Genomic DNA, 22,957 nt, shown 5'->3' with positions numbered 1-22,957 from the left:
TGATCTGTAATTTCTGCGGGCTCTGCTCGCTTTGGATTAGGAGAGGCATGTCGACTACCGTTTTGCAGAATGACCCCAACTTCCAAAACCTGAGGAAGGGCAACAATCTTCGCTGGCCTGCCTCCGAAGCGGAGTCCGTTAGTCGGATCGAGATTTGCCAGAGCGCAGACGACGTCGCAGAGGCCCTTCAGAAGGCGGTCAAAGCCGGCCTTCGGCCTACTGTTCGGTCCAGTGGCCACTGTTATGAGGACTTCATCTGCAACAATCCCGGCGGTGTTTTGTTGGATGTCAAGCAGTTGAACGATATGAACGCTGAAGGCAGTGGGCACGCCTACAAGATCAGCGCTGGCACCCGGATGGGAGACGCTTACGACTCACTTTATAAATCCGGGGTTACTCTCCCCGGCGCCTCCTGTACCAGCGTAGCCGCCGGAGGTCACATCTGTGGTGGTGGATATGGCGTGTTGAGCCGTCTGCAGGGCCTCACCGTCGACTGGGTCTCCGCCGTCGATATTCTCACGGTCGACCATTCAGGCCATGTAACCAAGCGCCGGGTGGACAGCACTCACGAACCGGACCTCTTCCGGGCCTGCCGTGGCGGCGGGGGCAATAACTTCGGCATCGTTACCGCATATTATTTCGACAAATTGCCGCAGGCTCCGAAGGAAGTGGCGAATGCCCGCATCTCTTTCCCCTGGGAAGGGATGACGCCTGAGCGGCTCGAAGCGATTATGACCACCTACGGGCATTATCAGGAGACCCGTGGAAAAGATCCGGATACCTGGGGACTCTTTACCGCCCTTGGCCTCTCTCATCGCAATTCCAGGCGCATCGGAATCTCCGCACAGTTTTGTAATCCGGATGGAACCTGCGACGACCTCAGCGTGCTGAATGAGTTCCTCGACCTCTTCCAGCCCTGTAAGCCGGTTGTCGAGCAGCCGCAGTCGGTGGAGTCCCGACACAGCCCCGAGACCGCTACAGCACACGTTCTCACCGGGCCAGATGGCACACCTCTTCCCTGCTCAGGACCGCACAATATAAGTCGCCAGTCCTGGTACTCCGCTACCGTACGTGGAGGCGGCGGCGGAGGAATCCGTGCAAAGTACAAGTCCTGCTACATGAAGCAGAACTTCACGAAATATGAAGCCCGCACGCTCTACAAACATCTCACTCGTGAGATTCCAGGCGCAAACTTGAGCGGTATCGTCGCCGTCGATAATTATGGCGGAGCCACCAACCGGCCCGAACTTGCCCGCCAGACCGCCGTTTCGCAGCGCGCTTCCATCATGAAGCTGCAGTTCCAAAGTTACTGGATGAGTCCGCAGGATGACGCTGTACGTCTGCAGTGGATGCATGACCTCTATGAAGAGCTGTACTCGGATCCCGCCAACAATGCGAAGTACAAGGGGACGCCATACCCCGGCCACCAGTACGAAGGCTGTTACATCAACTATCCCGATGTGGATATGATCGCCTATCCGTTCTGGCCTCAGCTCTATTACGGCGAGGAGCTTTATCCATTTCTTCAGAAGGTCAAGCGCCGCTATGACCCGAACAATATCTTCCACCACTCGATGTCGATCCGCGCGTAGACCTTTCATCGAGTAGCAGTTCCGTTTCAAAGAATCTGCCGCTTCCGTCTCCCGGTACGAACGTTTACCGGGGGACTCTATTGGGTTCGGACTTTGAATGCGAGGTTGTACAAACAACTACACAGTAGCCTGCCTTGGGCAAAGCTGACAGAAGCGCAGCGAAGCCCAAGGCAGATCACCATCTAATACTTGAGCTCACCAATAAACACCACGTGCGGAGCCAGCGTCATCCCATCCAGGTGCATGGCTCCCATGCCGTTGTCCGATCGCAGCACCGTCCGCAGAAAGCTCCCTCGCAGATGCAGCCTCTGCATATCAGCCTTCAGAGAGACTGTCACCGCTTGGTCCGAAAGATTCTCGACCACAACAATTGGCGGGTTCGCCAGCGAAGCCGCTGCTGGCCTGCGTACCCACGCCAGCACGTTCTGATCGTCATGGTTCAGCACCGTGATCGCGCCCGAGCTCATCGTGCGATTGCTATGACTCAGCGCACTCAGCTGGCGATACCAACTCAGCAGCGAATCCTGGCTGGCATTCTCCGCCGCCACGCTCAGCGGAGCCGGTTGATCGCCCTTCTTCTGCGGCACCGCAAACGAGATCTCCTTCGCCGCGTCCCCCAACCCAAGCTCCTGCCCGGAGTAAAGCATCGCCCCCGCACGAGTCGTCAGCAGCAGCGCAGCCAGCTCCTTGGCAACCGCAACATCCTGCGCGCCGCCACCGTAGCGGCTCATGCTTCGCTTCAGCTTCGGTCCATCGGACAACAGCAGCAACGAACTGCGGTCTGCGAACGGCTGCGATGCCTCGAGAGCCGGACGCACCATCGACGCCACGAACTTCTCCTGCGTTCCCGCGCTACGATCCACCAGCATCTGCGGCCCGTCTCCACCGCGGCTCTGAGCGCCAACCGCATCGGTATCGCCAATCACAATACGCTGGCCGCCCAGGCCACCTGCGGCTTTGCGCACAGTTGCGAGCTGTTCCGCATTGGCGCCCGGAACATAGAAGCCCGCTGCACCGTGTACCAGCCACATTCGCGTCCACGATGAAAGGTCCTGCTGCGGGTCCAGCTCCACCAGCACTCGAATGCTCTGCTGGCTTGCGCGGCGAACGATCTCCTCAAAGTCGTCCATCGTTCCGGCGGCAGCATCGATCGGCTGCTTCACATCGCTGCCAAGCGATGTCAAAAGCACCGCATCCACGCCGACTGAACGGATATAGTCCAGGTGTTCCGCAATGCCGCGCAGACCGCCAAAGGTGCGCGGATCGGCCCGGTAGATGACCGCGTGCTTCCACCACGGGGCAGCGTTCATGCCCGACCCGGCCCATCCGGGCCTGGCCAGCATCTGCGTCTGCGAGCAGAACGGCACTGTGAGAAAGAGAGAGAACGCTACTACCTGGAGCCGGCGAGGAAAGATGAATTTCGGCATAATCGATGACGGCGGACCCATCCTGCGAGCCAGCTTCCTATCGATGCTAAATTGCCCGCTCCCTTCAGGGAACAGGCTGCGCTATACTTCGGCCCATCCTTTATCAACGACTGGAAGAAGATCCCTCAGATGAGCGTCGCGGCAACCGATCAGGCACTGTATCAAATCGTCACCGAAGCCGAGCCCGACACGATCGACGGTGTTCTTGCCCGCATGGATCGTATCGATGGCGTTCTCGAGGACAACGACGGCCTCAAATGGTTCAACCGTCTCTATCGCATGGTGACCGAAGAGGTCGATCTGCGTCCGCCGAACAACGGATGGAAGGACACCGCCTGGCTCGATCGCCTGGATGTAGTCTTTGCCGGATTCTACTTCCGCGCAATCGCCGCGTTCCTCAATAACTCGCGCAATGCCCCCAATGCATGGGATGCCCTGATGGAGTCGCGCTTTCGCGGCGGCATCGACCGGATTCAGTTCGCCGTAGCCGGCATGAACGCGCACATCAACCACGACCTTGCACTCGCTCTCATCGCAACCAACCGGCAGAGCAGCATCTGGCCCACCGCCGCCAGTCCGCAGTACACCGACTACCAGGCCGTCAACCAGCTTCTCGCCACCGTCATGCCGCGCGCACTCGACGTGCTGGCGACCGGCATTCTCGGCCAGATCGCACAGGATACCGGCAAGGTCGGCCGCCTGCTTGCTTTCTGGAATATCTGCAAGGCGCGCGACCTCGCCTGGATGTACGCCGATCACCTGCGAAACCTTGGAGGGCTTCAACTTCAGCTCGCTCTCGCCGCGCAGGATCAAATCACCGGCGTCCTGGGCCGCGCCATCCTGGTCTGCAAATAGATCATTACCTGACCGGCAAGTTCGAGTAGAGTGTCTGTGTCCTTGATCTGCCGTAACGGAGAGCCAGAGTGATTACGACCATCGTCGGCTTTGCTATCAGCATGGCCTTCCTCTTTCTCATGTTGAGTGCTGCCTCCTCCGCCATCCAGGAGATTGTCGCGAATCTCTTTCGCTGGCGTGCCACTACTCTCGAGAGCGGCCTGGCCGGGCTCCTGATGAGCCCCGAATTCAAAGATCTTGTCTACAAACAACCGCTGATTCAAGGGCTCTGCAGTCCCGGCCTCGGCGGACCCTACAGCCGCAGGCCATCCTACATCCCTGCCACTACACTCGCGCTCGCCATCCTTCAGACTGCGCAGGAGCAGGGACTCAAACTGGACCCCGCTGCAACCCCGGCATCGCAGCCCGGTGGCTTTGAAACGACAGAGAAGTTGCTCTCGGCGCTTCTCCGCGACTGTAAAGACATCACCGAACAGCGCATTCGACTGGAGCGCTGGTTCAACCAGTCGATGGAGCGTGTCTCCGGCTGGTACAAACGCAAGTCGCATCTCTGGATCTGGATCTTCGGCGGGATTCTCTGTCTTCTGTTGAATGCAGATGCTATTACGCTCAGCAAACGCTTCTGGAACGATCAAACCCTGCGCGATGCCGTTACCGCAGAAGCTACCCAGTACGTGCAATCCACTCCACGCGACCAGGCCGTCGGCGATCAGGGACAGCTTGATCAGTCCCTTCATCGCCTCAATCTGTTGCGCGAAGAGCTCCCCGGCGTGCCTCTGGGATGGTGCTTCGTCGACCCTAAAGCCCCGCCCAAACCCGGAGAACAGCCGGCCATCCAGACCGATGGCTTCAAGGCAAGCTGCTGGCCCGATCTGATTCACCCATCGTCGTCCGTCACGCACGTCATCCTGGCATCGACCGATCCCCGTCTCGTCGACCGCGGCGAATGGAGCTGGTGGCTGTGGAAGATCGTCGGTCTCGCCGCCACTGCTCTGGCCATCTCGCAGGGAGCGCCCTTCTGGTTCGATCTTTTGCAGAAGGCCGTCAACCTGCGGCTTGCCGGCACGCCCCCAGCGACCGAGAAAAAGTAGGTCAGCGAGGCAAAGATGCGCGTCGCCACGCGAAGAGGCGATCTTCTGGTCCCGCGCCGTTTCCGATAGAATTTTCGTTGGCGCAACAGCGCATGAGGACAACAGCGTTATGGCATCCGCGATGGCAAGTATTGAGGCACTTAAAGGAACCCACCAGGAGTTGAAGTCCAGGATGGAAAAGTCGGTGGAAGACTTCCGCGCTCATCTGGCCGCCACCCGTACGGGCCGCGCCAACGTCCATATGCTCGACCAGATCAAGGTGGACTACTACGGGACCGAGACCCCTATCTCGCAGCTCGGCCAGCTCAGCACCCCTGAGCCGACCCTGATCCTGGTGCAGCCCTACGACAAGGCGATGGTCTCGGCCGTCGAAAAGGCCATTCGCACCTCCAACACCGGCCTCAATCCCATGTCCGACGGTACGGTCATTCGCGTTCCCGTGCCTCCCATGACCGAGGAACGCCGCCGTGACGTGGTCAAGCATCTTAACAAGACTCTTGAAGATCACAAGACCGCCATCCGCAACATCCGCCGCGACGGGAACGACCAGATCAAGAAGGCCGCAAAGGACAAGCTGATCTCTGCTGACGACGAGAAGCGCGCCAACGAAGAGGTCCAGCAGCTTACCGACGCCGAGATCAAGCGGATCGAAGAGCTCTTCAAGGCAAAGGAAAAAGAGGTTATGACGGTCTGATCGTCACGTCCGGCATCGATCCTCGCAAAAGGCTGCCATTGGCGGCCTTCTGCTTTTAACTCGTCGTGTGATCGACGATAATCTTCCACCCCTTAGCCGTCTTCTCCAGCACCAGCGAGAAGATTCCCTGGGCATTGCCGCCTTCCTTCTTCGACCGCTCCACGTTGAAGTGCCCCACCACGACCGCAAACCGTTCGTCCAGCGGATGCGCCTCCAGCTCTGAAAAACTCAGTGTGCCCATCGCCTCGCGATTGGGATAGTTCTTGCGGTACGCGTCCACCAGGCTGGCATAGCCGCGACTGACCGAGCCGGAGATCAGCAGCGTATCGGGCGAATCCTTATAGGTCTGCGCAAATGCCTCCAGATCTCCGCGGTTCCACGCCTCCTCCTGTGCCAGCAGAACCTTGATCACATCCAACTGCTGCTGCGGCACCGTGGTCAAGGTCTGCTGCGATTCGGCCGGGATTGCGATAGCAATCGCTACGAAACAGAGTGCAATGCGGAGACAAAACGCCACAGGTTCACCTCAAAAGCTGGACTCGCGTCCACTGTAGCAAAATCCAGTGTCCCGCCCCCTCGGAGGAGATCTACATCCTGCATCGCCTGTTCCACAGGAAGGATCTGTGGTTTTGCTGTCTTCAGCCGCTATCCCAGGCCGCTCCGGTAGGCCGGGAGGTCCAACAACGCTGGTCAATTAAGCAAAACCTATGGATACCCTTAGTCCTTTTTGATCGTGGAGCAGGTTTCATCGGTATGCGCCGTCGGCAGAATCCAGTAAATCCCGGTGAAGCAAAAAGAGAGTAGATAAACGAACAGTGTCGGGGCAATCGACAGCAACCCTCTGATGCCATCCTTCTCGGGAACCTTCAGCTCCAGCACCATGATGGTGATCACCACGGCCAGAACGCCGTCAGAAAATGCCTCCAGCCGTACTGTCGGATACAGTCTCTCTGCCATCGTGCTCATTCGATCCATCGTCCTGCAGGCATAGAATAGTGGCATGGCGGAAGAGATGGCTATCCGTGTGGCTCAATGAACGACAAGCTCCCCGGTCTTGAGGAGATTCGCGAGGCGCAGCAGCTTGTCTATCGCACCATGCCGCCCACCCCGCAGTACCGCTGGCCTCTTCTCAGCAGGCGTGCCGGGGCCGATATCTGGATCAAGCACGAAAATCACACGCCCGTTGGCGCGTTTAAGATTCGTGGCGGCCTCGTCTACATGGACTGGCTGCGCCGCCAGCATCCCGAGGTCACAACCATCGTCACTGCAACCCGCGGCAATCACGGTCAGTCCATTGCGTTTGCGGCCGCGGCCAGCGGAATCCGGGCTGTGATCGTCGTCCCGCGGGGAAATAGTGTTGAAAAAAATTGCGCCATGCAAGCCTTCGGCGCCGAGCTCATCGAAGAGGGCGACGACTTTCAGGCTGCTTTGGAGCATGCCACCGCGCTCGAGCGGCAGAATGGATGGCACTGGGTTCCCAGCTACCACCCTCTTCTGGTCACAGGAGTCGCCACGGCGGGGCTCGAATTTCTCTCCGCTATCCCCGACCTGGATACCGTCTACGTTCCCATCGGCATGGGCTCCGGTATCAGCGCCATGATCGCCGTCAGGGACGCCCTTGGCCTCAGGACGCGCGTCGTCGGTGTGGTCTCCGCCCATGCTCCCGCATTTGCCCGCTCCGTCGCCGCCGGCTGCGTCATCGAGCAACCCGCAGCCACACGCATCGCTGACGGTGTCGCCTGCAGAAGGCCTACTCCGGGGGCTGTAGAGATCGTCCGTAACGGCGCCGACCGCATCCTCCAGGTGACTGACGACGCCGTCGAAGAGGCCATGCGCATTTACTTTGCAGATACCCACAATGCAGCCGAGGGTGCCGGAGCCGTCGGGCTCGCCGGGCTGCTGCATGACCGCCCCTCCGGCGGCGTCAGGGTTGGAACCGTCCTTACCGGAGGCAATATTGATACGGAGCTCTTCGCAAAGGTGCTCCAGGGCGCTGAACCGGCTGAAAAAGGCCCCTCAGCCGCTCCGTTACAGGCGGCAGGGGCGAAGTGAATGAGAAAACAGACGCTTTGCTGCCCCGGAAGCTGGCGCGGAACTCGCTAAGGCGCCATGCGCTCCCATATAATCGAGATTCCCCTTCAGGAACCGTCGGGGCATGATTTTCAGAGCAGTGAGGGTGTGCGTATCTTTACCGTAGATCGAGAGAGCGGAAGCTCCCTGAAGAGAATGTCAAGGCTTGTGTGCACGCGCTCCGGCTGCTCCCGCATCGCTTACGCCGTGTTGTTGGCCTCCTTTGCCTTTGCGATGGTTCCGTCGTCTCAGGCGCAAACCGTCGACTCCGAAGCTCAGACCCTGTGCCAGCCGCAGGTTGTCGGCAACCGCAGAATCCCCAAGGAATCTGTCCTTGCCCGCCTCTTCTCGCACCAGGGGGATCTCTACGATGCCCAGGTCGTTGAGCGGGACTTCAATTCGCTATGGAACACCGGCTACTTCGACGATGTCCGCATCGAGCGGGTCGACACTCCCAAGTGCGTCCAGCTCGTCATCTACGTCCGCGAAAAGCCCACCATCCGCGAGATCAACTACAAGGGCATCAACACCGTCTCGCAGTCCGACATTATGGATGCCTTCAAAAAGGCCAAGGTCGGACTCTCGGTCGAGAGCCAGTACGATCCCACCAAGATCAAGCGGGCTGAGGTCGTCCTGAAGGAGCTGCTCTCTGCTCACGGCCATCAGTTCGCGACGGTCAAGGAAGAAGTTAAGACCATTCCTCCAGCGGCCGTCTCGCTGACGTTCAACGTCAAGGAAGGTCCTACGGTTAAGGTCGGCAAGATCGCCTTCGACGGCAACGAGCACGTCTCGGACCGCACCCTGCGTCGGGCCATGAGAAACCTCAGGCCCATCGGAATCCCGCACTCCATCATTCTTGAGAATCTCTTCGCCCGTACCTTCGACGCCAGCAAGCTCGACGAAGACACCGAGCGTGTTCGCCAGGCCTATCGCGACCGCGGCTACTTCAAGGCCATCACCAGCGAGCCCACGACCACCATCCGCGACGCCGGCGGCCTCAGCCCCTTTACGCTCCGTCCGTCCAAGGGCAAGCGCGTCGATATTCTGATGCCGGTGGAAGAAGGCGAGCGTTACCGCCTGGGCGGAATCACCTTCACCGGCAACAAGCACTACACCAACACCAAGGCCCTTCGCGCACAGTTCTCCCAGAAGGACGGTGATTGGTTCAACGCCACGCTCTTCGGCAAGGGGCTGGAGCAGCTCCGCAAGGCTTATGGCGAGGGCGGATACATCAACTTTGTCGGAACCCCGGTCCCGCGCGTCGACGAGGCCAAAAAGCTGATCTATCTCGATATCGACATCGACGAGGGCAAGCCCTTCTACGTCTCGCGCATCGAGTTCTCCGGCAATAGCATTACCCGCGACAAGGTCATCCGTCGCGAGCTTCTTCTTGAAGAAGGTCAGGTCTACAACTCCCGCCTGTGGGAGCTGTCGATCATGCGTCTCAACCAGCTCAACTACTTTGAGACCCTCAAGGTCGACCAGGACTCCGAGAGCCATCAGAATACCGAAGACGGAACCGTCGATCTGCTGCTCAAGCTCAAGGAGAAGGGCAAGAACTCCATCGGCCTCAACGGCGGTCTTAGCGGCCTCTCCGGCTCCTTCATTGGCCTTAACTACGAGACCAACAACTTCCTTGGCCTCGGCGAAACGCTCTCTGTGCAGGCCAACATCGGCGACCTGCAGCGCAACCTGAGCTTCGGGTTCACGGAGCCCTACTTCCGCAACAAGCCGATCTCCCTCGGCGTCCAGCTCTTCACCAGCAAGTACGACTTCAACCCGGCCAAGGGATACTCCATTGCGAGCAATCTCAGTCAGAACCTGACCACGGCCCAGCAGTCGCTGCTGACCAACTACAACCAGTCGCAGACCGGCATGACGATCTCCCTCAGCTCGCCGCTGCGTCACCTCTTCGCCCGGACCGGCGTCTCCCGCATCGGCGTCTCGTACGCCTTGTCCCGTTCCTCGGTGACGACCTTTAACGACAACACCAGAAACGTCTTCCAGACGCTGGCCTTCCGCTCTGGCGTCCAGGGCCAGAACCAGTTGAACGGCATCATCAGCTCGGTCATCACGCCCAGCTTCACCTTCTCCAGCCTTGATCGCGCCGTCGGTCCGCACTCCGGTAAGGACCTCAACGCAGCGGTTGCCATCGCCGGCGTCGGCGGGAACGTCAAGTACGTTCAGCCGGTCGTCAGCTGGCGTCAGTTCTTCCCCATGCACAACCTCAAGGTTGCGCGTGACGGCCATAACATACTGGGTTATCGCCTGCAGGTCTCTCACATCGCGGGCTTCGGAGGCGAGGTCGCTCCGCCCCAGAACCGTATCTATGCCGGTGGCGAGAACGATGTTCGCGGCTTCGACATCCGCTCCACCTCGCCCTATACCTTCATTCCGACGAAGGTCATGTTCAACCTGACCAACCCGGACGGCACCATCGTTCCGCGTGACCCCAGCAACCCGTTGCTCGGCAACGTTCAGATTCCCATCCCGGTCTATCGCCTCGTCTCCATCGGCGGCGACACCAGCGTCACCGCCAACCTCGAGTACAAGATCCCGATCATCAATCAGGTGGTGCTCGACTTCTTTACCGACTTCAACATGACCTTCGACGTCTGGCCTGGCCAGCTTCGTCAGAGCATCGCTGGCCAGCAGGAGATCTCGAGCCCGATGTATGGCTGCCCGACCATCGTCAACGGAGCATGCTACGGCGGCAAGCAGGTCTCGTTCCCCAATCCGCTGCGAATCGTGCCCGGAACCAACTATGTTCCTCGTATGTCGAACGGCGTGGAGCTGCAGGTCGTCCTGCCCATCATCAACGCCCCGTTCCGTATCTACTACGCCTATAACCCGCTGCGCCTCTACAAGGACGTTCCGCAGGCGTTCTCGACCGACGATGCGACCTTCCGGGGCTTCTTCCCCAACTCGGGCGCAGGTCAGTTCACCTACCTCCAGGCCCAGCAGCTCTACGGGTCCAACTACACGCTCCGCGAACCCCGAAAGACCTTCCGTCTGACCGTCGGAACCACCTTCTAGCCTGCAGGCTCAAAGGCGAACCGACCAACTCAGCGGCCAAAGGCCAAAAGGGTAAGACCCTGGTTTCACCGGGGTCTTACCCTTTTGCAAGTTAGCAAGGAACCGAAAACACCAAAGACCACAAAAGTGTCATCCTGAGCGAAGCATCTCGCAGTCTCATCGTGAGATGCGCAGTCGAAGGATCTGTGGTTCTATCCCTGGCGGCTATGCAGCCGATGGAACTGGTTTCATCGGCTGCGTGACTCTCCCGAACTCGTCATCCCGGCAACGCGAAGGATCCCTGTATTTCGCCCGGAGCGCTCCACAATGCTCAGGCAGATACAGAATTCAGTCTGATCGCCAAAACCAATACGCCTTACCAGAGAGCCTCAATAGCTCCGCTGATACATCCGCGAGATGCGGTCATGCCATCCCAGCCGTTCGTCGTCCAGCAGCGCCCAAAGCACTCCCAGCCCCAGCGAAGCGGACGCAAGCACCAGGGCAAAGATGCGGCGACGCATAGCCGCACGGCTCGGATTCTCGTCAGACATCGTGCACAGACCGATCCGGGCGTATCGCATCCCCGGCGTAGCGTCGGAAAAAGTGAAGAACAGCAGCTGGTATAGCAGCCCCAGTAGAACGATGCTGCCCACCGTCGAGATGGCAGCTGCAGGCGCAGCCATCTGGATTCCACCTGGAATAAGGCGCGCGGCAGTCGTCACCGCCACCCCGGCGAACACCATAAATCCTGCTACCACGATGCACAGATCGACCATGCCTGACATCAGCCGTAGGCTCACCGGAGCCACCTCCAGGGGGGTGGCGTACAGATGCTCCGTCTCCGGCGAAAGCTGAAGGTGGTGTGCCGCAGATGCATCGGCGCCAGGCGCGTAGAAGTTCCCGGTATACGCTGCGCTCAGCGGCTGCGACTGAATGTCGTAGAAGCTCCCCTGCTGACGCGGGTGCGCGTCCAGAAGGATCGAAGTCCATTCGGGAGCCGCTGCGTCGGAGGCAGGTTCGTCCGAGATCTGCTCCGCTTCCACTTCGAAGATCCGGAGCTGCGACGGATCAGAATGTGCGGGCTCATCCAGCAGCGGACCCTCCGCCAGGCGGGGCCGTGCCTTACGGGGCGCCACCAGCTCTCGCGGAAATTCGATGATATTGGCGGGAATCGGCGTCGGAGGTTCCACCGGCTCAAAGATCGGGTCCTGCCGAAAGGCGATCTCCTCGTCCAGAAAGTTTGCTTCGCCTGGATCGACGGCGATCGCGATCTCCTCCTCACGCAAGACCGGCTCGCCGCTTGTTACCGGGCGCCGCAGGTCCGCAACGTGGCGGACTGTATACACGGGCGGCTCTGTCGGCGCGATCGGTGCCTCGAACTCCAATCCAGCCGGTGCCTCAAACTCCAATCCAGCCGGTGCCTCAAACTCCAATGCAGGCTCATCGGCCGTCCACTGCGCGCGGCTCCGAGGTCGCGCAGTCACAGGCCCATGGGGTCTTGCATCCAGAGCAGGCGTGGACTCGCTGTACTCTTCCAGCTCCGTCAGCAGCTCATACTGCACCTTCGCCATGGCTTCGGCATTGCGGGCGGCAATCTCCGCCGCGGCCTGTGCCTGCCGGGCCGCCTCTTCCGCCTCACGAACGGCGCGCTCAGCCTCTTCCGCCAGGTACGCCTGGTAGCTCTTGCTCTGTGCGTATCTTTCGGCAACGGCTTCGGCGATCTTTGAGCTCCGCTGCCTCGGATTCACCGGCTGCGAATGGACCGGCTCCGAGTGTGGCCGCCGGGACCGGTGTGCTGCCAGCCGTTCCGCAACCTGCTGTCGAAGGGCATATGGCTCCGGCAGCGCCTCTGTTGCCAGGGCGGCTCCTCCTTCAGTCTCTCTCTTTCGCTCGGCGCTCATCGTCCTTCAAAAACCTCGAACCCGCACAGGGTCAACTTCGTTTAACCTCAATAGAGTGGTGGTAAGCCTGAAACGTCTTGATCGAAATAAATCGGTTGCACAGCCCCAGGGGTCGAACAGCGGAGCCCGGCCAGGCAACGCCGCTGCTGCAGTTTGCAGGCGCTCATCGCACGCAGCCCTGCACAGCATTTATCTTCTGATAACTATCACGGCGCTGGCCCTCAGTCATCCACAGTTGGTGGCTCAGGAGGTGTCGAATCAGGAACCTGCATCTTCTTCCGCCTCGTTGCCCGAAAGTCCGGGCTCCTATCCCGAGGCTATCGTCCTCCCCCCATCCGATGATGGTTCGACCGCTGTCATTGAGTCCTCTGGCCCGCAGAAGAAGATCGGAAGCCGCTACACCCTCGACGACGATGTCGTCATCACCTATCGCGACTATCGGGTCGAAGCCGACCACATCGACTACGACAGCGACACCAGCGAGTTGAACGCCAACGGCCACCTTAGAATCAGCGGTGGTCAGAGTAACGAGAGCATCACCGCCAGCCACGGCACCTTCAATCTCAAATCGCAGACCGGCCGCTTCTACGACGTGAAGGGGACCGTCGGCCTGCGGCCACCCGGACAGAAGCCCATCTACGACAACGGCCAGCCCTTCCTCTTTGAAGGCCGCATGGTCGTCAAGACCGGCCCCCGGTCCTACGACGTCTACGACGGTTCGGTCACCTCCTGCGCCCTCCCGCGTCCTGACTGGCAGCTCTTCGCCGGCAAATTCAGCGTCACTCCCGGAAGAGCCACGGCGAAAAACGTCGTCTTCCGCGTCATCAATATCCCCCTGGTCTACCTGCCCTACGCCACTCATCCGGTCGGCGGAGAACAGCGCCAGACCGGCTTCCTCATCCCCGTCATCGGCGAATCCTCCACCCGCGGCCTTATTCTCGGGGAACAGATCTACGTCGTCCTTGGCCGCAGTGCCGACATGACCGTCGGGGCGGAGTACTTCTCCAAGCGCGGCTGGCAGCAGTCCGCGACCTTCCGCTATCGCGGCCTCGGCAATAACTTCGCTCTGGCCCATTACAGCGGCCTGCTCGACCGCGGCTATGTGACCGGAGGCAAATACGTGAACCAGGGTGGCCAGGACGTCGTCTTCTCCGGCCGCTATGACATCAGCTCCCGCACCCGCCTCGTCTCCGATATGGAGTACCTCAGCTCCTACCCCTACCGTGAGGCCTTCACGGAAAACTTCAACCAGGCCGTCTCCAGCGATATCCTCTCCATCGGCTACGGAGTCCATCAGGCTTCCGGCTACTCCATGGCCCTGCGCGTCGATCGCTACCAGGGCCTCAAGCAGGCGGCCACGGCCACCCAGCCCGAGGAGCAGGTCCGCATCTTCCACGCTCCCTCCGCCGATCTTTCGACCACCGAACACCAATTCCTCTCCACGCCCATCCTCTGGAACCTCGAAAGCTCAATCGCCGGTCTCAAGCGTGTGCAGCCCAACTTCGCCACCATCGGCCTTACTGAGCGGTTCGACATCCATCCTGAGCTTTCACTTCCCTTCAAGGCCGGCGGCTGGAACTTCCGTCCCTCCATCGCCGTCCGCGACACAGCCTACACACGCAGCCGGGAGCATGAACCTGCCTCCCTGGTCCCGCAACAGAGCGGCGAGGCTGTCAATCGTGGGGATGTCGAACTGGGCCTGGAGGCGCGAGCCCCGGTGCTGGAGCGCACCTTTACCTCTCCGTTCGTGCATCGGCTCTTCCACTCCGACGTAAAGCACACGATTGAACCCATGGCCGCCTACCGGCTCGTGCGCGGCGTCGACAATTTTCGCCAGCTGCTTCGCTTCGACGACACCGACGTCGTCAGCAACACCAACGAGGTGCAGTACGGCCTGACTCAGCGCCTCTTCCTGCGCTCCCGTTCATCCCATCCCTGTTCTGAGCAGAGCCAGGCCGCCACGGGAACCGCTGCATGGACCGGCGCGGCCGCTGCCGGAGTCATGGGCGGCGACGTAACCGGTGCTGCCTCCGACGCTGGTTACGTAGGAGCCAGCGCCGGCTGCGGAAGTCGCGAGCTGATCAGCTGGCGCCTCACGCAAAAATACTTCCTCGATCCCCACTTCGGCGGAGCCATTGTCAATCGCAGCCGCAACATCTTCCAGACCACGCTCGATCTCTCCGGAATCGCCTTCCTGACAGAGCCGCGTGAGATCTCCCCGCTTGTCTCCCGCCTGCGATGGCGCACCTCCGACCACTTCGACGTCGAATGGAACTTCGATCTCGATACGGGCGCCCGCAAGTTCACCTCCAACAACGTCCTGGTCAACTTCCACGAGGGGCAGGTCTTCTCCGGCCTCAGTTATGCGCGGCTCAACGCTCCTGGCCGTTTCAATATCGCGGGTTTCTCCTCGGCCGTCTCCGACTTCACCCAGCTTCGCGTTCTCTTGGGCTACGGCGGTCCGACCAAGCGGGGATTTGGGGTAGCGGCCAACACCGGACTCGACCTTAACCGCACCGAAGTACAGTACGGCGCCCTTCAGGTGCAGTACAACTGGGACTGCTGCGGCCTGAGCGTGGAATATCGCAAATATCAGCTCGGCTCGGTGCGTAACGAAAACGCCTACCGGTTCAACTTCACCCTCGCCAATATCGGCACCGCCGGCAATCTGCGCCGGGCCGAGCGGCTCTTCTAAACTGCCCGTTTTCCTGGTCCGCTTCAGCCTGCGTGAGATAATCAGAGGCATTGTGTTGACTGCAGCCCGTGTGGTTCGCCCTTTTTTATTTGCTTTTATGCTGGCCACGGCTGGTTGCCATGCGCAAGGTCCCTCTGCGCCGGGGGAGAAGCTTTCGCCGGACCTGGCTCGCCGGGTCGAGATCCTCATCCGCTCCCGTGCCAATGTGCCGCCCTACTACGACGTGAATATCGGGCCTCGCGAAAAGACCGATATTCCAGGGTACGACCAGGTCACAGTAGTCTTTTCTACCGAAGGAAAGACCTCAAAGCCGATGACCTTTCTGATATCGAGCGACGGCAAGACCCTGGGACAGTTCAACAAGTTCGACATCAGCGCTGATCCGAAGACGCTGGTGAGTGACGAGGGCCGCCCCGCCCGCGGAGGCCCGCCCAACGCTCCCGTGGTGATCGTCGGTTTCGACGACCTGGAGTGCCCGTTCTGCGCCAAGATGCATGCGCAGCTCTTTCCTGCCCTCACCATGCGCTATAAGGACCAGGTCCGCATTGTCTACCGCGATTTTCCGCTGAATGACATTCACCCCTGGGCCATGCGCGGCGCCGTCGACGTCAACTGCCTCGCTGCGCAGAGCCCGGAGGGCTACTGGAATGCAGTGGACTATATCCACGCCCATGCCAGCGAGATGGGTGGAACGGAAAAGACACTAACCCGCGCCAACGAGAATCTCGACAACGTGGTTCGCGAAGAGGGCAAGCGTCAGAAGGTCAACGAAGCGACCCTGAACGCCTGCATCGCAAAGCAGGACGACGCGGCCATCCGGGCCTCCATCGCGTTGGGCTCAAAGCTCAACGTCAATGCCACCCCGGCCCTGTTCGTCAATGGCGAGCTCTTTGAGGGCGCTCTCCCCATCGAGTACCTGTACCGTATGATTGACAACGCGCTGATCGCGGAAGGGAAGACCCCGCCGCCACCCGTGCCCCTGCCATCGCTGAACAATGCGACCCCCAGCGAGAGCGGCGAGTCCGTGGACCATAAGCCCGGCGAATAACCTGGAAGTTTGAGGAGATCCTGAGAGTGAGGAATGTGTTGACTGCAACTGGGAAGGTTAAGAAAGTCAATCCGATGCGGCGGTTTACGCGCGCATCGTGCCCCGTCGCGCTCGTCGTCGTAACCGCGCTTGCCGGCTGCAACCATACTCACAATGCCGATGTCATGGCTACCGTCAACGGCAAGGCCATCATGAAGGCCGAGGTGGATAAGGCGTACCAGGCACAGCTTGGCGATGCCCAGCAGCAGCAGCAGCAGAAGCCGACCCGCGAACAGGAAGACTCCCTTCGCCTCAACGTACTGCGCCAGCTCATCGATGAAGAGATCGTCGAACAACGCGCTGCGAAGATGAACCTGGCAGCCACCAACGAAGAGGTCGACGCCAAGTTGGCCGAGATGAAGGCCCCTTACACCGAGGACCAGTTCAACCAGAAGCTGAAAGAAAGCAACCACACCCTCGAGGACGTCAAGCACGACATCCGGCGCACCCTGACCATCAATAAGCTGCTCTCGAAGGAGATCGACTCCAAGATTAGCGTGACCGACGCGGACGTGACCAATTACTACAACACCCACAAATCTGAGTTCAATCTGCTCGAAACCCAGTACCATCTTGCTCAGATTCAGGTCACCGGCATGCCCTCCGACCAGGCGGGAAATCTTCAAAACAGCAAGGCGATGAACGACGCCGAGGCCAAAAAGAAGATTCAGGCCCTTAAGAACCGGCTCGACAGCGGCGAAGACTTTGCTGCCCTCGCAATGAACTTCTCCGAGCGTCCCGACACCTCCTCAAGCGGCGGAGACCTGGGCTTTGTCTCCGAGTCGCAGATGAAAGCCGATCCTGCCGTCTACAGCGCCATCACCAGGCTCAAGGCCGGACAGATCACTGACATCCTTCCGGTGCTCGACCAGACCCGCAGGCCGGTCGGCTACGCCATCTACAAGCTCATCTCGCGCGAGCCTGCAGGGCAGCGTGAGCTTAGCGATCCGCGCGTCCAGCAGGCCATCCGCCAGCAGCTTCGCGAGGGCCGCTCCCAGCTCCTGAAAGCCGCATACTTCGAGATGCTGCGCGATCAGGCCAAGGTCGAAAACTTCTACGCCGAACAGATCTTCAAAAACGAAACCCATTAATCGTGGCCTTCGCACTTTGCAGGGCCATCATTCTGCAACACGCAGAACAGCTCCATCGCAGCTCTTGAAAGCCGTCATTCTGAGCAACGCGAAGAATCCCTGAATTTTGCCCGTAGCAGCTACGACGCTCCAGGCAAAATGCAGGAATTCTTCACTCCGTTCAGAACGACGATCGGAATGTCCTCTGAGACAGGCATCCTCCTCCCCAGCCAACCATCACTCAAGGAGACTCCATGACTGCTCCCGTTCGTTTTGCGATCCTCGGCTTCGGACTCCACGCTGTTCGCCGCCTCCTTCCCGCCTTTGCGGACTCCCAGGCCACGCAGCTTGTTGGCATGTGGAGACGCGACCAGGAGGCTGCCCGCAAGAACTGCGCCGAGCACAACATCGCGCACTGCTTCTCTTCGGCCGAAGATCTCTGCTCCTCCCCGGACGTCGATGCTGTCTTCATCACCTCGCCCGACGCCATGCACTACGCCGATACGCTGCTCGCCCTGCGCCACGGCAAGGCTGTACTCTGCGAGAAGCCGGTAGCGATGAACGCCACCGAAGCTCGCGAGATGGCCGAAGCTGCAAAACAGGCCGGTCTCGTCTATGGTGTCGCGCAGAACTTCCGTTACAACCGCAGCCTCGAGTGGCTGCGTGAGCGCATCCAGTCTGGCAAGATCGGCACGCCGCAGTTCGCCCACGCCGAGTTCGACTATCCCGCAGACCGCGCTCCGCGCAAGTGGATCAAGGACCCATCGCTCGCCTGCGGAGGCCCCATCGGAGATGTCGGCGTGCACTGCATCGATGGCCTGCGTTACATCCTCGACCGCGACGTGGAATCCATCAGCACCCTCGCCACAAAATCCAGCCCGGACGACCAGGTGGAAGCGACCGCGTCATTGCAGATGCAGATGACCGGCGACGTCCTCGCCAACGTGACCGTTAGTGCGCGTACTCCCTACCGCACCCTGCTGCAGATCACTGGAAGCGAAGGCGTCCTGACCGCCGAAAACGGCCTTACCGTCGACCGTCCCATCGAGATGGTGCTGCGCCGTGCCGGAGAAATCGTCGAAACCGAGACTGTCACCAATAACGACGCCTATACCCGCATGCTCGACGCATTTGCGCAGGCGATGCGCGGAGGCCAGCCCTTCGCCGCCACCGGCGAAGACGGCGTCCGCAACATGCTCGCGCTTGACGCCGCCTTCCGCAGCTGGAAGACCGGCCTCCGCGAAACCATCGCCTGACCGCACAGCCCACAAATAAGGATGCCCCATCTTCGGCGCAGCTTCATCGCGCCTAAGGTGGGTTATCGTGCGGAGCACGATCCGTTGTTCAAGGTGCGGAAGTGTCGGGATTTTTCGCTGCCGCGAAAGTCGCCCACCTTAGCCGGCTGCGGCGTCGAAGATGGGACGCCCAGGTGTTATGGGTTCAGGCAGACGTGGGCCATCCGTCCGGAGCCGGACTTGCCAGAATCGCTTGCGTCGTCTTATAGTCGTTAATCGATATATCGTTTATCGATTTATATAATTATGCCTAAAAAGACACTTGACCCTTTACCTTCGGCCGCCTTCCAGATCCTGCTGGCATTAGTAGATGGGGATTCGCACGGCTATGCGATCATGCGTCACGTTGCGGAGCAGACCGCGGGGCGAATGCGGCTTGGTCCGGGCACCCTGTACAGCTCAATCCAGAGCCTGCTGGAGGCAGGATTGATTGAGGAGATGGAGCGCGAGAGCGAGGAACGGCGGCGATTTTATCGGCTGACCTCAGCAGGTCGGCGATGCGTGCGGGACGAGATAGAGCGGCTGGAGGAGCTGGTGCGGGTAGCGCGGTCGAAGAAGAGGCTTCTGGAGGGCGAGTATGTCTGAGCGAATCTATCGTGCATTGTTACGGCTTTATCCGGAGAGGTTTCGCGCCCGCTACGGCGAGGAGGCGCTGCAACTGTTTCGGGATCGGATGGCGGATGAGACCGGATGGCTGCGGCAGTCGAGGCTGTGGATGGATCTGCTGTGGGACCTCGGGGCGACGAGGATTCGCGGGTATCGCGAGACCGCAACGGTTGGCGCAGTAGCTGCTGCGGAGAACGGTGCGGGGATTCCATCGTTTGCAAGCCTGGAAATGCAAGCGGTAGAGACCCGGTTTCTGGTGTGGGGCGGACTTCTCTCGGCTGTCTTCTGCGGAGCAGTTTTGTTCGCGCTGCAGTATGGAGGAGGGCGCCTGCCGGTAGTGCATGCGGCGCTCGGCCCGAATGCGCCGGTGGTTCAGGCAAAGACAGCTCCGAAGATTGTGTTCAGCTACGAGCCGAGCGCTGCAACTGCAGGTTCGGTAGTCCGGCTGCATGCAGTGGTGAGCGCTACTGACGGCGGTCCGGTGCCGACGGGAAAGGTGAACTTTCTACATGGCTGGAATATCTTTACGGACGGCAAGCTGGTGGATGGAGAGGTGACCGTTGTGGCGAAGGTACCCGGCGGGAAGAGGATGCCGTTGAATGCGCTTTATACCGGGGACGCAAACTATGGCTCGGTAACTTCGTTGGAGAAGCCACAGTGAGCTGAATGGACATCGTGCCGTTTCGTCGTTCCGGCTTGCTTTCACTCGGAGCTTCGCTATGGCGGCGCGCTCCTGATGGCTTCACGATGAATGGGTGCCGAGATTGGAGAGTTGGATCCGATGTGGATCAGAACCAGCTGCGAATGGCCGAAGAAGCTCCATCGCTACTATGCTCTGGAGAAATAGGTCGTATAGGTCTCGTTCTGCACCTGGAAGAGCGGTACAAAGACCGTCTGCCTTCCGGCCAAATCTTCAACAAAGATCTGCTTTCCGGCTGGCCGCAGGCCGGAGGGTAACTTCATCGGGCTGCGGCTCCCTTCCGCCGTCAGATCCAGCGCGACATATTCGACCGGCCCCCGCATCAGCGCCACAGCCTCCGGATGTTTGTCATCGATCGCCTCGACGCGGAAGTCCTGCCGAACGCTGAACTCCACTACATCGTTCGCGCTCCATCGCCGCCGAAGGGTGGCATAGGTTCCGGCCCCGGCAGCAGCCTCCTGCCTGCCGTTCACCTTCAGCGCCATTCTTCCCTCAAGCCATGACGGTACGCGCACATTCAGCGTGAACTCCACGGGTTGCGGCATCTTCATCCGCAGCACAACCAGGTCACCTGCCGGATATTCCGTCTCCTGCACCAGCGTCACTTCGTTCGCACCCTGCTTCCATGCCACCTGCGACGGCACAAAAAGATTCACGTCCAGTCCGCGCTCCGTCTGCAGGTACACATTCAGCGGATAATCCGCCACCGTCTGCGCCAGAGTGCCTGAGCAGCATGGCCACTTCTTCTGATAGAACGTCTTTGTCGCTACCGGGGAATACGTCGAGTAGTACGGATAATCTCCGTTCGAGTCCGGCAGCTTCACTGCAAGGATCGTGTTGTACAGCACTCGCTCAAGATAGTCCGCATACGGAACTCTCTTTCCGGCATCCGGCGTGGTCCGCAGGAGATAGCGCGCCAGCTTGGTCGCCGCATAGGCGCCGCATGGCGTCTCGAAGTGGTCCACGGTCGACGACAGGGAATCGTAGAGCTGCCCCTGGTGAGGTTCGATGAAAGTCTCATTCGGTCCCCAGCCTCCTGAAGAGAACTGCTGCTCTGTCGTCAACAGCACAAATGCCTGGTGCAGCGCATCGTGGTACTTGCTGTCTCCCAGCGTCAACAGCGCCTTGCCACCCGAACTCAACGCAATGGCGTGCGAGTATGCATGCTGACCCGGCAGAGGATTCCCACCCCTCGCCAGGACGTTGAAGAACTCGCGATCCAGCAGATATCGGATTGCCAGCTCGCGAAACCTCGGATTTCCTGTGAGTTCATGCGCTGCAAACAGGTTCTCAGGCATCACGTATGTCTCGTCGTACGGCGGATCTTTCTTGCCGATGCGGTCTCTTCCCTTTGCCGGAAGCAGTCCCTCCGACCCCGCAAGTACGCGATTCAGCAGCTCCTTCGACTCCTCTACACGGCTCCATCGCGATGAATCGATCAAACCTGCAAAGTGTTTGTCGAGGGTGTAGCAGACCCAGAGATTGGTCTCCGGCCGGAGAATCGAGACGTTCTTCGGTCCCAGCGTCTCTGCGAATCCGCTCACCAGGGCATGCACTTTTTCATGGCATGCAGCATCTCCGGTGCTGGCCCCCATGCGAGAGAGTGCAGAGATGTACTGCCCCAGGCTGTGTCCCGGCACAAAGCCATCGAGGTTGTACCATCCTCCCATGTCGTCTCCGGGAGCAGGAAGCCCTGCTCGCTGCCGGTACACCTTCAGGAGACGGTCGTTATCCAGAGCAAGGTAGTGCGCGTGCATCACATCGTACTGCGACTTCAACGGTCCGCCGGTCAACTGCACGGCATCGTAAGGCAGCTCGCGCGCAACCTCGTTGCCTCCAGGCATGTTCATGCTCTGCATGGCAGTCGAAGGCGCCAGCGTTGCCGCCGTTACGGCCTTGAGGAACCCACGCCGCGAAAGCTGTTCTTTGCCATTCACCATGACCCAACCAGTCTAATGAAGACACGAGATCCTTCGCACGATTGCAGGCTGGTGACGCCGGGTGTGCTACCCAATTTTGAATTGGGTGCCCCATCTTCGGCGCGGTCTTATCGCGACTAAGGTGGGTTATCGTGCAGAGCACGATCCGCTGTTCAGGGTGGAGAGAGTGTCGGGATTTTTGCTACCGCGAAAATTGTCCACCTTAGACGCCTTCGCGTCGAAGATGGGGCACCCGGCCTTCGAGGCCGTAGATGGTTTCGTCGTAGGCGTCGTGGCTGTGGGCGACAGGGACTTTGGCTCCGGGGGCGACTTCGAACTCGAACATCGTGAGCGAGGAGCCGGAGGCGGGTCCGTCGATGTGGAGACGGAGATTGATCTGACCGAGGCGGAGTTCTTCAGGGGTGGGCATGGGGGTCAGTGATCCTTTCGTGCTGGAACGACTGCGGAGGATTCTAGTGGACTGCTGTTGTGCGATTCAGGAGAAAACGGTTCGCGCCTCGCGCGAATGCCCACTCATGCGGTGGGGCTGCATGAATGGGGCACCCAGTGTGGTGGCTGGATTGATGTATGGGGCACCCGCCGTCGAACTTTTATGCCACCTTCTCAAGGGGCTTGGCCCTCTCGATTCGTTTAAGGCGATCCGGTGTATTGATCGCTTCCCAGATATCCATCCGACGTTGTGTGTTCAACCAGAAATCAGCCGAATTGCCGAACACTCGAGCCAGAATTAACGCAGTGTCTGCAGTGATCGCCCGCCGATTGCGGCAAAGCTCGTTGACGTGCTTTCTGGGGAGACCCGTTCTCTCGGCAAGTTCGGTCTGGGTGATCCCAAGAGGCTCAAGGAACTCCTCTACTAATATCTCCCCGACACTGACCGGCTTTCTCTTCGTTATCGACATATGACATACCCCTCGGGGTA

Annotated in this window: 19 protein-coding genes; 12 read left to right on the top strand and 7 right to left on the bottom strand. The window is 60.0% G+C overall.

The window, feature by feature from the left end:
• Window positions 1-47: 47 nt before the first annotated feature.
• Window positions 48-1,592 (top strand): FAD-binding oxidoreductase, encoded by a 1,545-nt coding sequence (locus tag GWR55_RS12225; protein WP_162402512.1) that lies wholly within the window; start codon window positions 48-50, stop codon window positions 1,590-1,592.
• 182 nt (window positions 1,593-1,774) lie between these two features.
• On the opposite strand, the gene GWR55_RS12220 is transcribed toward GWR55_RS12225, so the two are convergent.
• On the bottom strand, window positions 1,775-3,040 hold the full coding sequence (locus GWR55_RS12220) for an alpha-amylase family glycosyl hydrolase (protein ID WP_162402511.1): 1,266 nt from the start codon (window positions 3,038-3,040) through the stop codon (window positions 1,775-1,777).
• 108 nt (window positions 3,041-3,148) lie between these two features.
• Between GWR55_RS12220 and GWR55_RS12215 the strand changes: the two genes are divergently transcribed.
• From GWR55_RS12215 to frr, 3 genes are all read left to right on the top strand, one after another.
• A complete protein-coding gene (locus GWR55_RS12215; RefSeq protein WP_162402510.1) occupies window positions 3,149-3,874 on the top strand; it encodes a DUF5995 family protein in 726 nt (241 codons plus the stop codon).
• A gap of 68 nt (window positions 3,875-3,942) precedes the next feature.
• The gene (locus GWR55_RS12210; RefSeq protein WP_162402509.1) at window positions 3,943-4,965 is read left to right on the top strand and encodes a hypothetical protein; all 1,023 of its coding nucleotides are present in this window, start codon (window positions 3,943-3,945) and stop codon (window positions 4,963-4,965) included.
• A 109-nt stretch (window positions 4,966-5,074) separates the two neighbouring features.
• Entirely contained in the window at window positions 5,075-5,659 is a 585-nt protein-coding gene (frr, locus tag GWR55_RS12205) for a ribosome recycling factor (protein ID WP_162402508.1), read from the top strand.
• A gap of 55 nt (window positions 5,660-5,714) precedes the next feature.
• Here the strand turns inward: frr and GWR55_RS12200 are convergent, their stop codons facing one another.
• Window positions 5,715-6,176 carry a DUF4440 domain-containing protein gene (locus GWR55_RS12200; protein ID WP_162402507.1) on the bottom strand — a complete coding sequence of 154 codons (462 nt, stop codon included), beginning with the start codon at window positions 6,174-6,176 and terminating at the stop codon, window positions 5,715-5,717.
• Between the two features lie 200 nt (window positions 6,177-6,376).
• The gene (locus tag GWR55_RS12195; RefSeq protein WP_162402506.1) at window positions 6,377-6,616 is read right to left on the bottom strand and encodes a TMEM175 family protein; all 240 of its coding nucleotides are present in this window, start codon (window positions 6,614-6,616) and stop codon (window positions 6,377-6,379) included.
• Between the two features lie 75 nt (window positions 6,617-6,691).
• Here GWR55_RS12195 and GWR55_RS12190 point away from each other — a divergent pair, with 75 nt between their 5' ends.
• Together GWR55_RS12190 and bamA are read left to right on the top strand one after the other, a co-directional pair.
• Entirely contained in the window at window positions 6,692-7,711 is a 1,020-nt protein-coding gene (locus GWR55_RS12190; RefSeq protein ID WP_162402505.1) for a threonine dehydratase, read from the top strand.
• A gap of 174 nt (window positions 7,712-7,885) precedes the next feature.
• On the top strand, window positions 7,886-10,765 hold the full coding sequence (gene bamA / locus GWR55_RS12185; RefSeq protein ID WP_202925503.1) for an outer membrane protein assembly factor BamA: 2,880 nt from the start codon (window positions 7,886-7,888) through the stop codon (window positions 10,763-10,765).
• Window positions 10,766-11,133: 368 nt separating this feature from the next.
• On the opposite strand, the gene GWR55_RS12180 is transcribed toward bamA, so the two are convergent.
• Window positions 11,134-12,645, bottom strand: coding sequence for an RDD family protein (locus GWR55_RS12180; protein ID WP_162402504.1), 1,512 nt, complete (start codon window positions 12,643-12,645; stop codon window positions 11,134-11,136).
• A gap of 286 nt (window positions 12,646-12,931) precedes the next feature.
• On the opposite strand from GWR55_RS12180, the gene GWR55_RS12175 reads away from it, so the two are divergent.
• From GWR55_RS12175 to GWR55_RS12150, 6 genes are all read left to right on the top strand, one after another.
• A complete protein-coding gene (locus GWR55_RS12175) occupies window positions 12,932-15,340 on the top strand; it encodes an LPS-assembly protein LptD (protein WP_238398378.1) in 2,409 nt (802 codons plus the stop codon).
• Between the two features lie 52 nt (window positions 15,341-15,392).
• Window positions 15,393-16,388: a thioredoxin domain-containing protein gene (locus tag GWR55_RS12170; RefSeq protein WP_238398377.1), complete on the top strand. Its 996-nt coding sequence runs from the start codon at window positions 15,393-15,395 to the stop codon at window positions 16,386-16,388.
• Between the two features lie 26 nt (window positions 16,389-16,414).
• A complete protein-coding gene (locus GWR55_RS12165) occupies window positions 16,415-17,518 on the top strand; it encodes a SurA N-terminal domain-containing protein (protein ID WP_238398376.1) in 1,104 nt (367 codons plus the stop codon).
• Between the two features lie 233 nt (window positions 17,519-17,751).
• A complete protein-coding gene (locus GWR55_RS12160) occupies window positions 17,752-18,753 on the top strand; it encodes a Gfo/Idh/MocA family protein (protein ID WP_162402502.1) in 1,002 nt (333 codons plus the stop codon).
• A gap of 285 nt (window positions 18,754-19,038) precedes the next feature.
• Window positions 19,039-19,377, top strand: coding sequence for a PadR family transcriptional regulator (locus GWR55_RS12155; RefSeq protein ID WP_162402501.1), 339 nt, complete (start codon window positions 19,039-19,041; stop codon window positions 19,375-19,377).
• Window positions 19,370-20,059 carry an Ig-like domain-containing protein gene (locus GWR55_RS12150; protein ID WP_162402500.1) on the top strand — a complete coding sequence of 230 codons (690 nt, stop codon included), beginning with the start codon at window positions 19,370-19,372 and terminating at the stop codon, window positions 20,057-20,059. The genes GWR55_RS12155 and GWR55_RS12150 overlap by 8 nt, the downstream gene beginning before the upstream one ends.
• 167 nt (window positions 20,060-20,226) lie before the next feature.
• Here the strand turns inward: GWR55_RS12150 and GWR55_RS12145 are convergent, their stop codons facing one another.
• The 3 genes from GWR55_RS12145 to GWR55_RS12135 all read right to left on the bottom strand — a co-directional run bounded on the left by GWR55_RS12145 (window position 20,227) and on the right by GWR55_RS12135 (window position 22,937).
• Window positions 20,227-22,038: a beta-L-arabinofuranosidase domain-containing protein gene (locus GWR55_RS12145; protein WP_162402499.1), complete on the bottom strand. Its 1,812-nt coding sequence runs from the start codon at window positions 22,036-22,038 to the stop codon at window positions 20,227-20,229.
• Between the two features lie 202 nt (window positions 22,039-22,240).
• On the bottom strand, window positions 22,241-22,447 hold the full coding sequence (locus tag GWR55_RS12140; protein WP_162402498.1) for a hypothetical protein: 207 nt from the start codon (window positions 22,445-22,447) through the stop codon (window positions 22,241-22,243).
• Window positions 22,448-22,628: 181 nt separating this feature from the next.
• Window positions 22,629-22,937 carry a HigA family addiction module antitoxin gene (locus tag GWR55_RS12135; protein ID WP_162402497.1) on the bottom strand — a complete coding sequence of 103 codons (309 nt, stop codon included), beginning with the start codon at window positions 22,935-22,937 and terminating at the stop codon, window positions 22,629-22,631.
• Between the last annotated feature and the right edge of the window lie 20 nt (window positions 22,938-22,957).

Origin of the sequence: Edaphobacter sp. 12200R-103, assembly GCF_010093025.1 — a bacterium.
GTDB lineage: Bacteria > Acidobacteriota > Terriglobia > Terriglobales > Acidobacteriaceae > Edaphobacter.
The sequence above is the reverse complement of the archived record's forward strand: the minus strand, read 5'-3'. Positions and strand labels throughout refer to the sequence as shown.

Excerpts from the sequence above, each read along its gene's own strand:
- GWR55_RS12225 (WP_162402512.1), top strand. The coding sequence starts at position 48 with ATGTCGACTACCGTTTTGCAGAATGACCCCAACTTCCAAAACCTGAGG.
- GWR55_RS12220 (WP_162402511.1), bottom strand. The coding sequence starts at position 3,040 with ATGGGTCCGCCGTCATCGATTATGCCGAAATTCATCTTTCCTCGCCGG.
- GWR55_RS12215 (WP_162402510.1), top strand. The coding sequence starts at position 3,149 with ATGAGCGTCGCGGCAACCGATCAGGCACTGTATCAAATCGTCACCGAA.
- frr (WP_162402508.1), top strand. The coding sequence starts at position 5,075 with ATGGCATCCGCGATGGCAAGTATTGAGGCACTTAAAGGAACCCACCAG.
- GWR55_RS12195 (WP_162402506.1), bottom strand. The coding sequence starts at position 6,616 with ATGGCAGAGAGACTGTATCCGACAGTACGGCTGGAGGCATTTTCTGAC.
- GWR55_RS12190 (WP_162402505.1), top strand. The coding sequence starts at position 6,692 with ATGAACGACAAGCTCCCCGGTCTTGAGGAGATTCGCGAGGCGCAGCAG.
- bamA (WP_202925503.1), top strand. The coding sequence starts at position 7,886 with ATGTCAAGGCTTGTGTGCACGCGCTCCGGCTGCTCCCGCATCGCTTAC.
- GWR55_RS12180 (WP_162402504.1), bottom strand. The coding sequence starts at position 12,645 with ATGAGCGCCGAGCGAAAGAGAGAGACTGAAGGAGGAGCCGCCCTGGCA.
- GWR55_RS12160 (WP_162402502.1), top strand. The coding sequence starts at position 17,752 with ATGACTGCTCCCGTTCGTTTTGCGATCCTCGGCTTCGGACTCCACGCT.
- GWR55_RS12155 (WP_162402501.1), top strand. The coding sequence starts at position 19,039 with ATGCCTAAAAAGACACTTGACCCTTTACCTTCGGCCGCCTTCCAGATC.
- GWR55_RS12150 (WP_162402500.1), top strand. The coding sequence starts at position 19,370 with ATGTCTGAGCGAATCTATCGTGCATTGTTACGGCTTTATCCGGAGAGG.
- GWR55_RS12145 (WP_162402499.1), bottom strand. The coding sequence starts at position 22,038 with ATGGTGAATGGCAAAGAACAGCTTTCGCGGCGTGGGTTCCTCAAGGCC.
- GWR55_RS12140 (WP_162402498.1), bottom strand. The coding sequence starts at position 22,447 with ATGCCCACCCCTGAAGAACTCCGCCTCGGTCAGATCAATCTCCGTCTC.
- GWR55_RS12135 (WP_162402497.1), bottom strand. The coding sequence starts at position 22,937 with ATGTCGATAACGAAGAGAAAGCCGGTCAGTGTCGGGGAGATATTAGTA.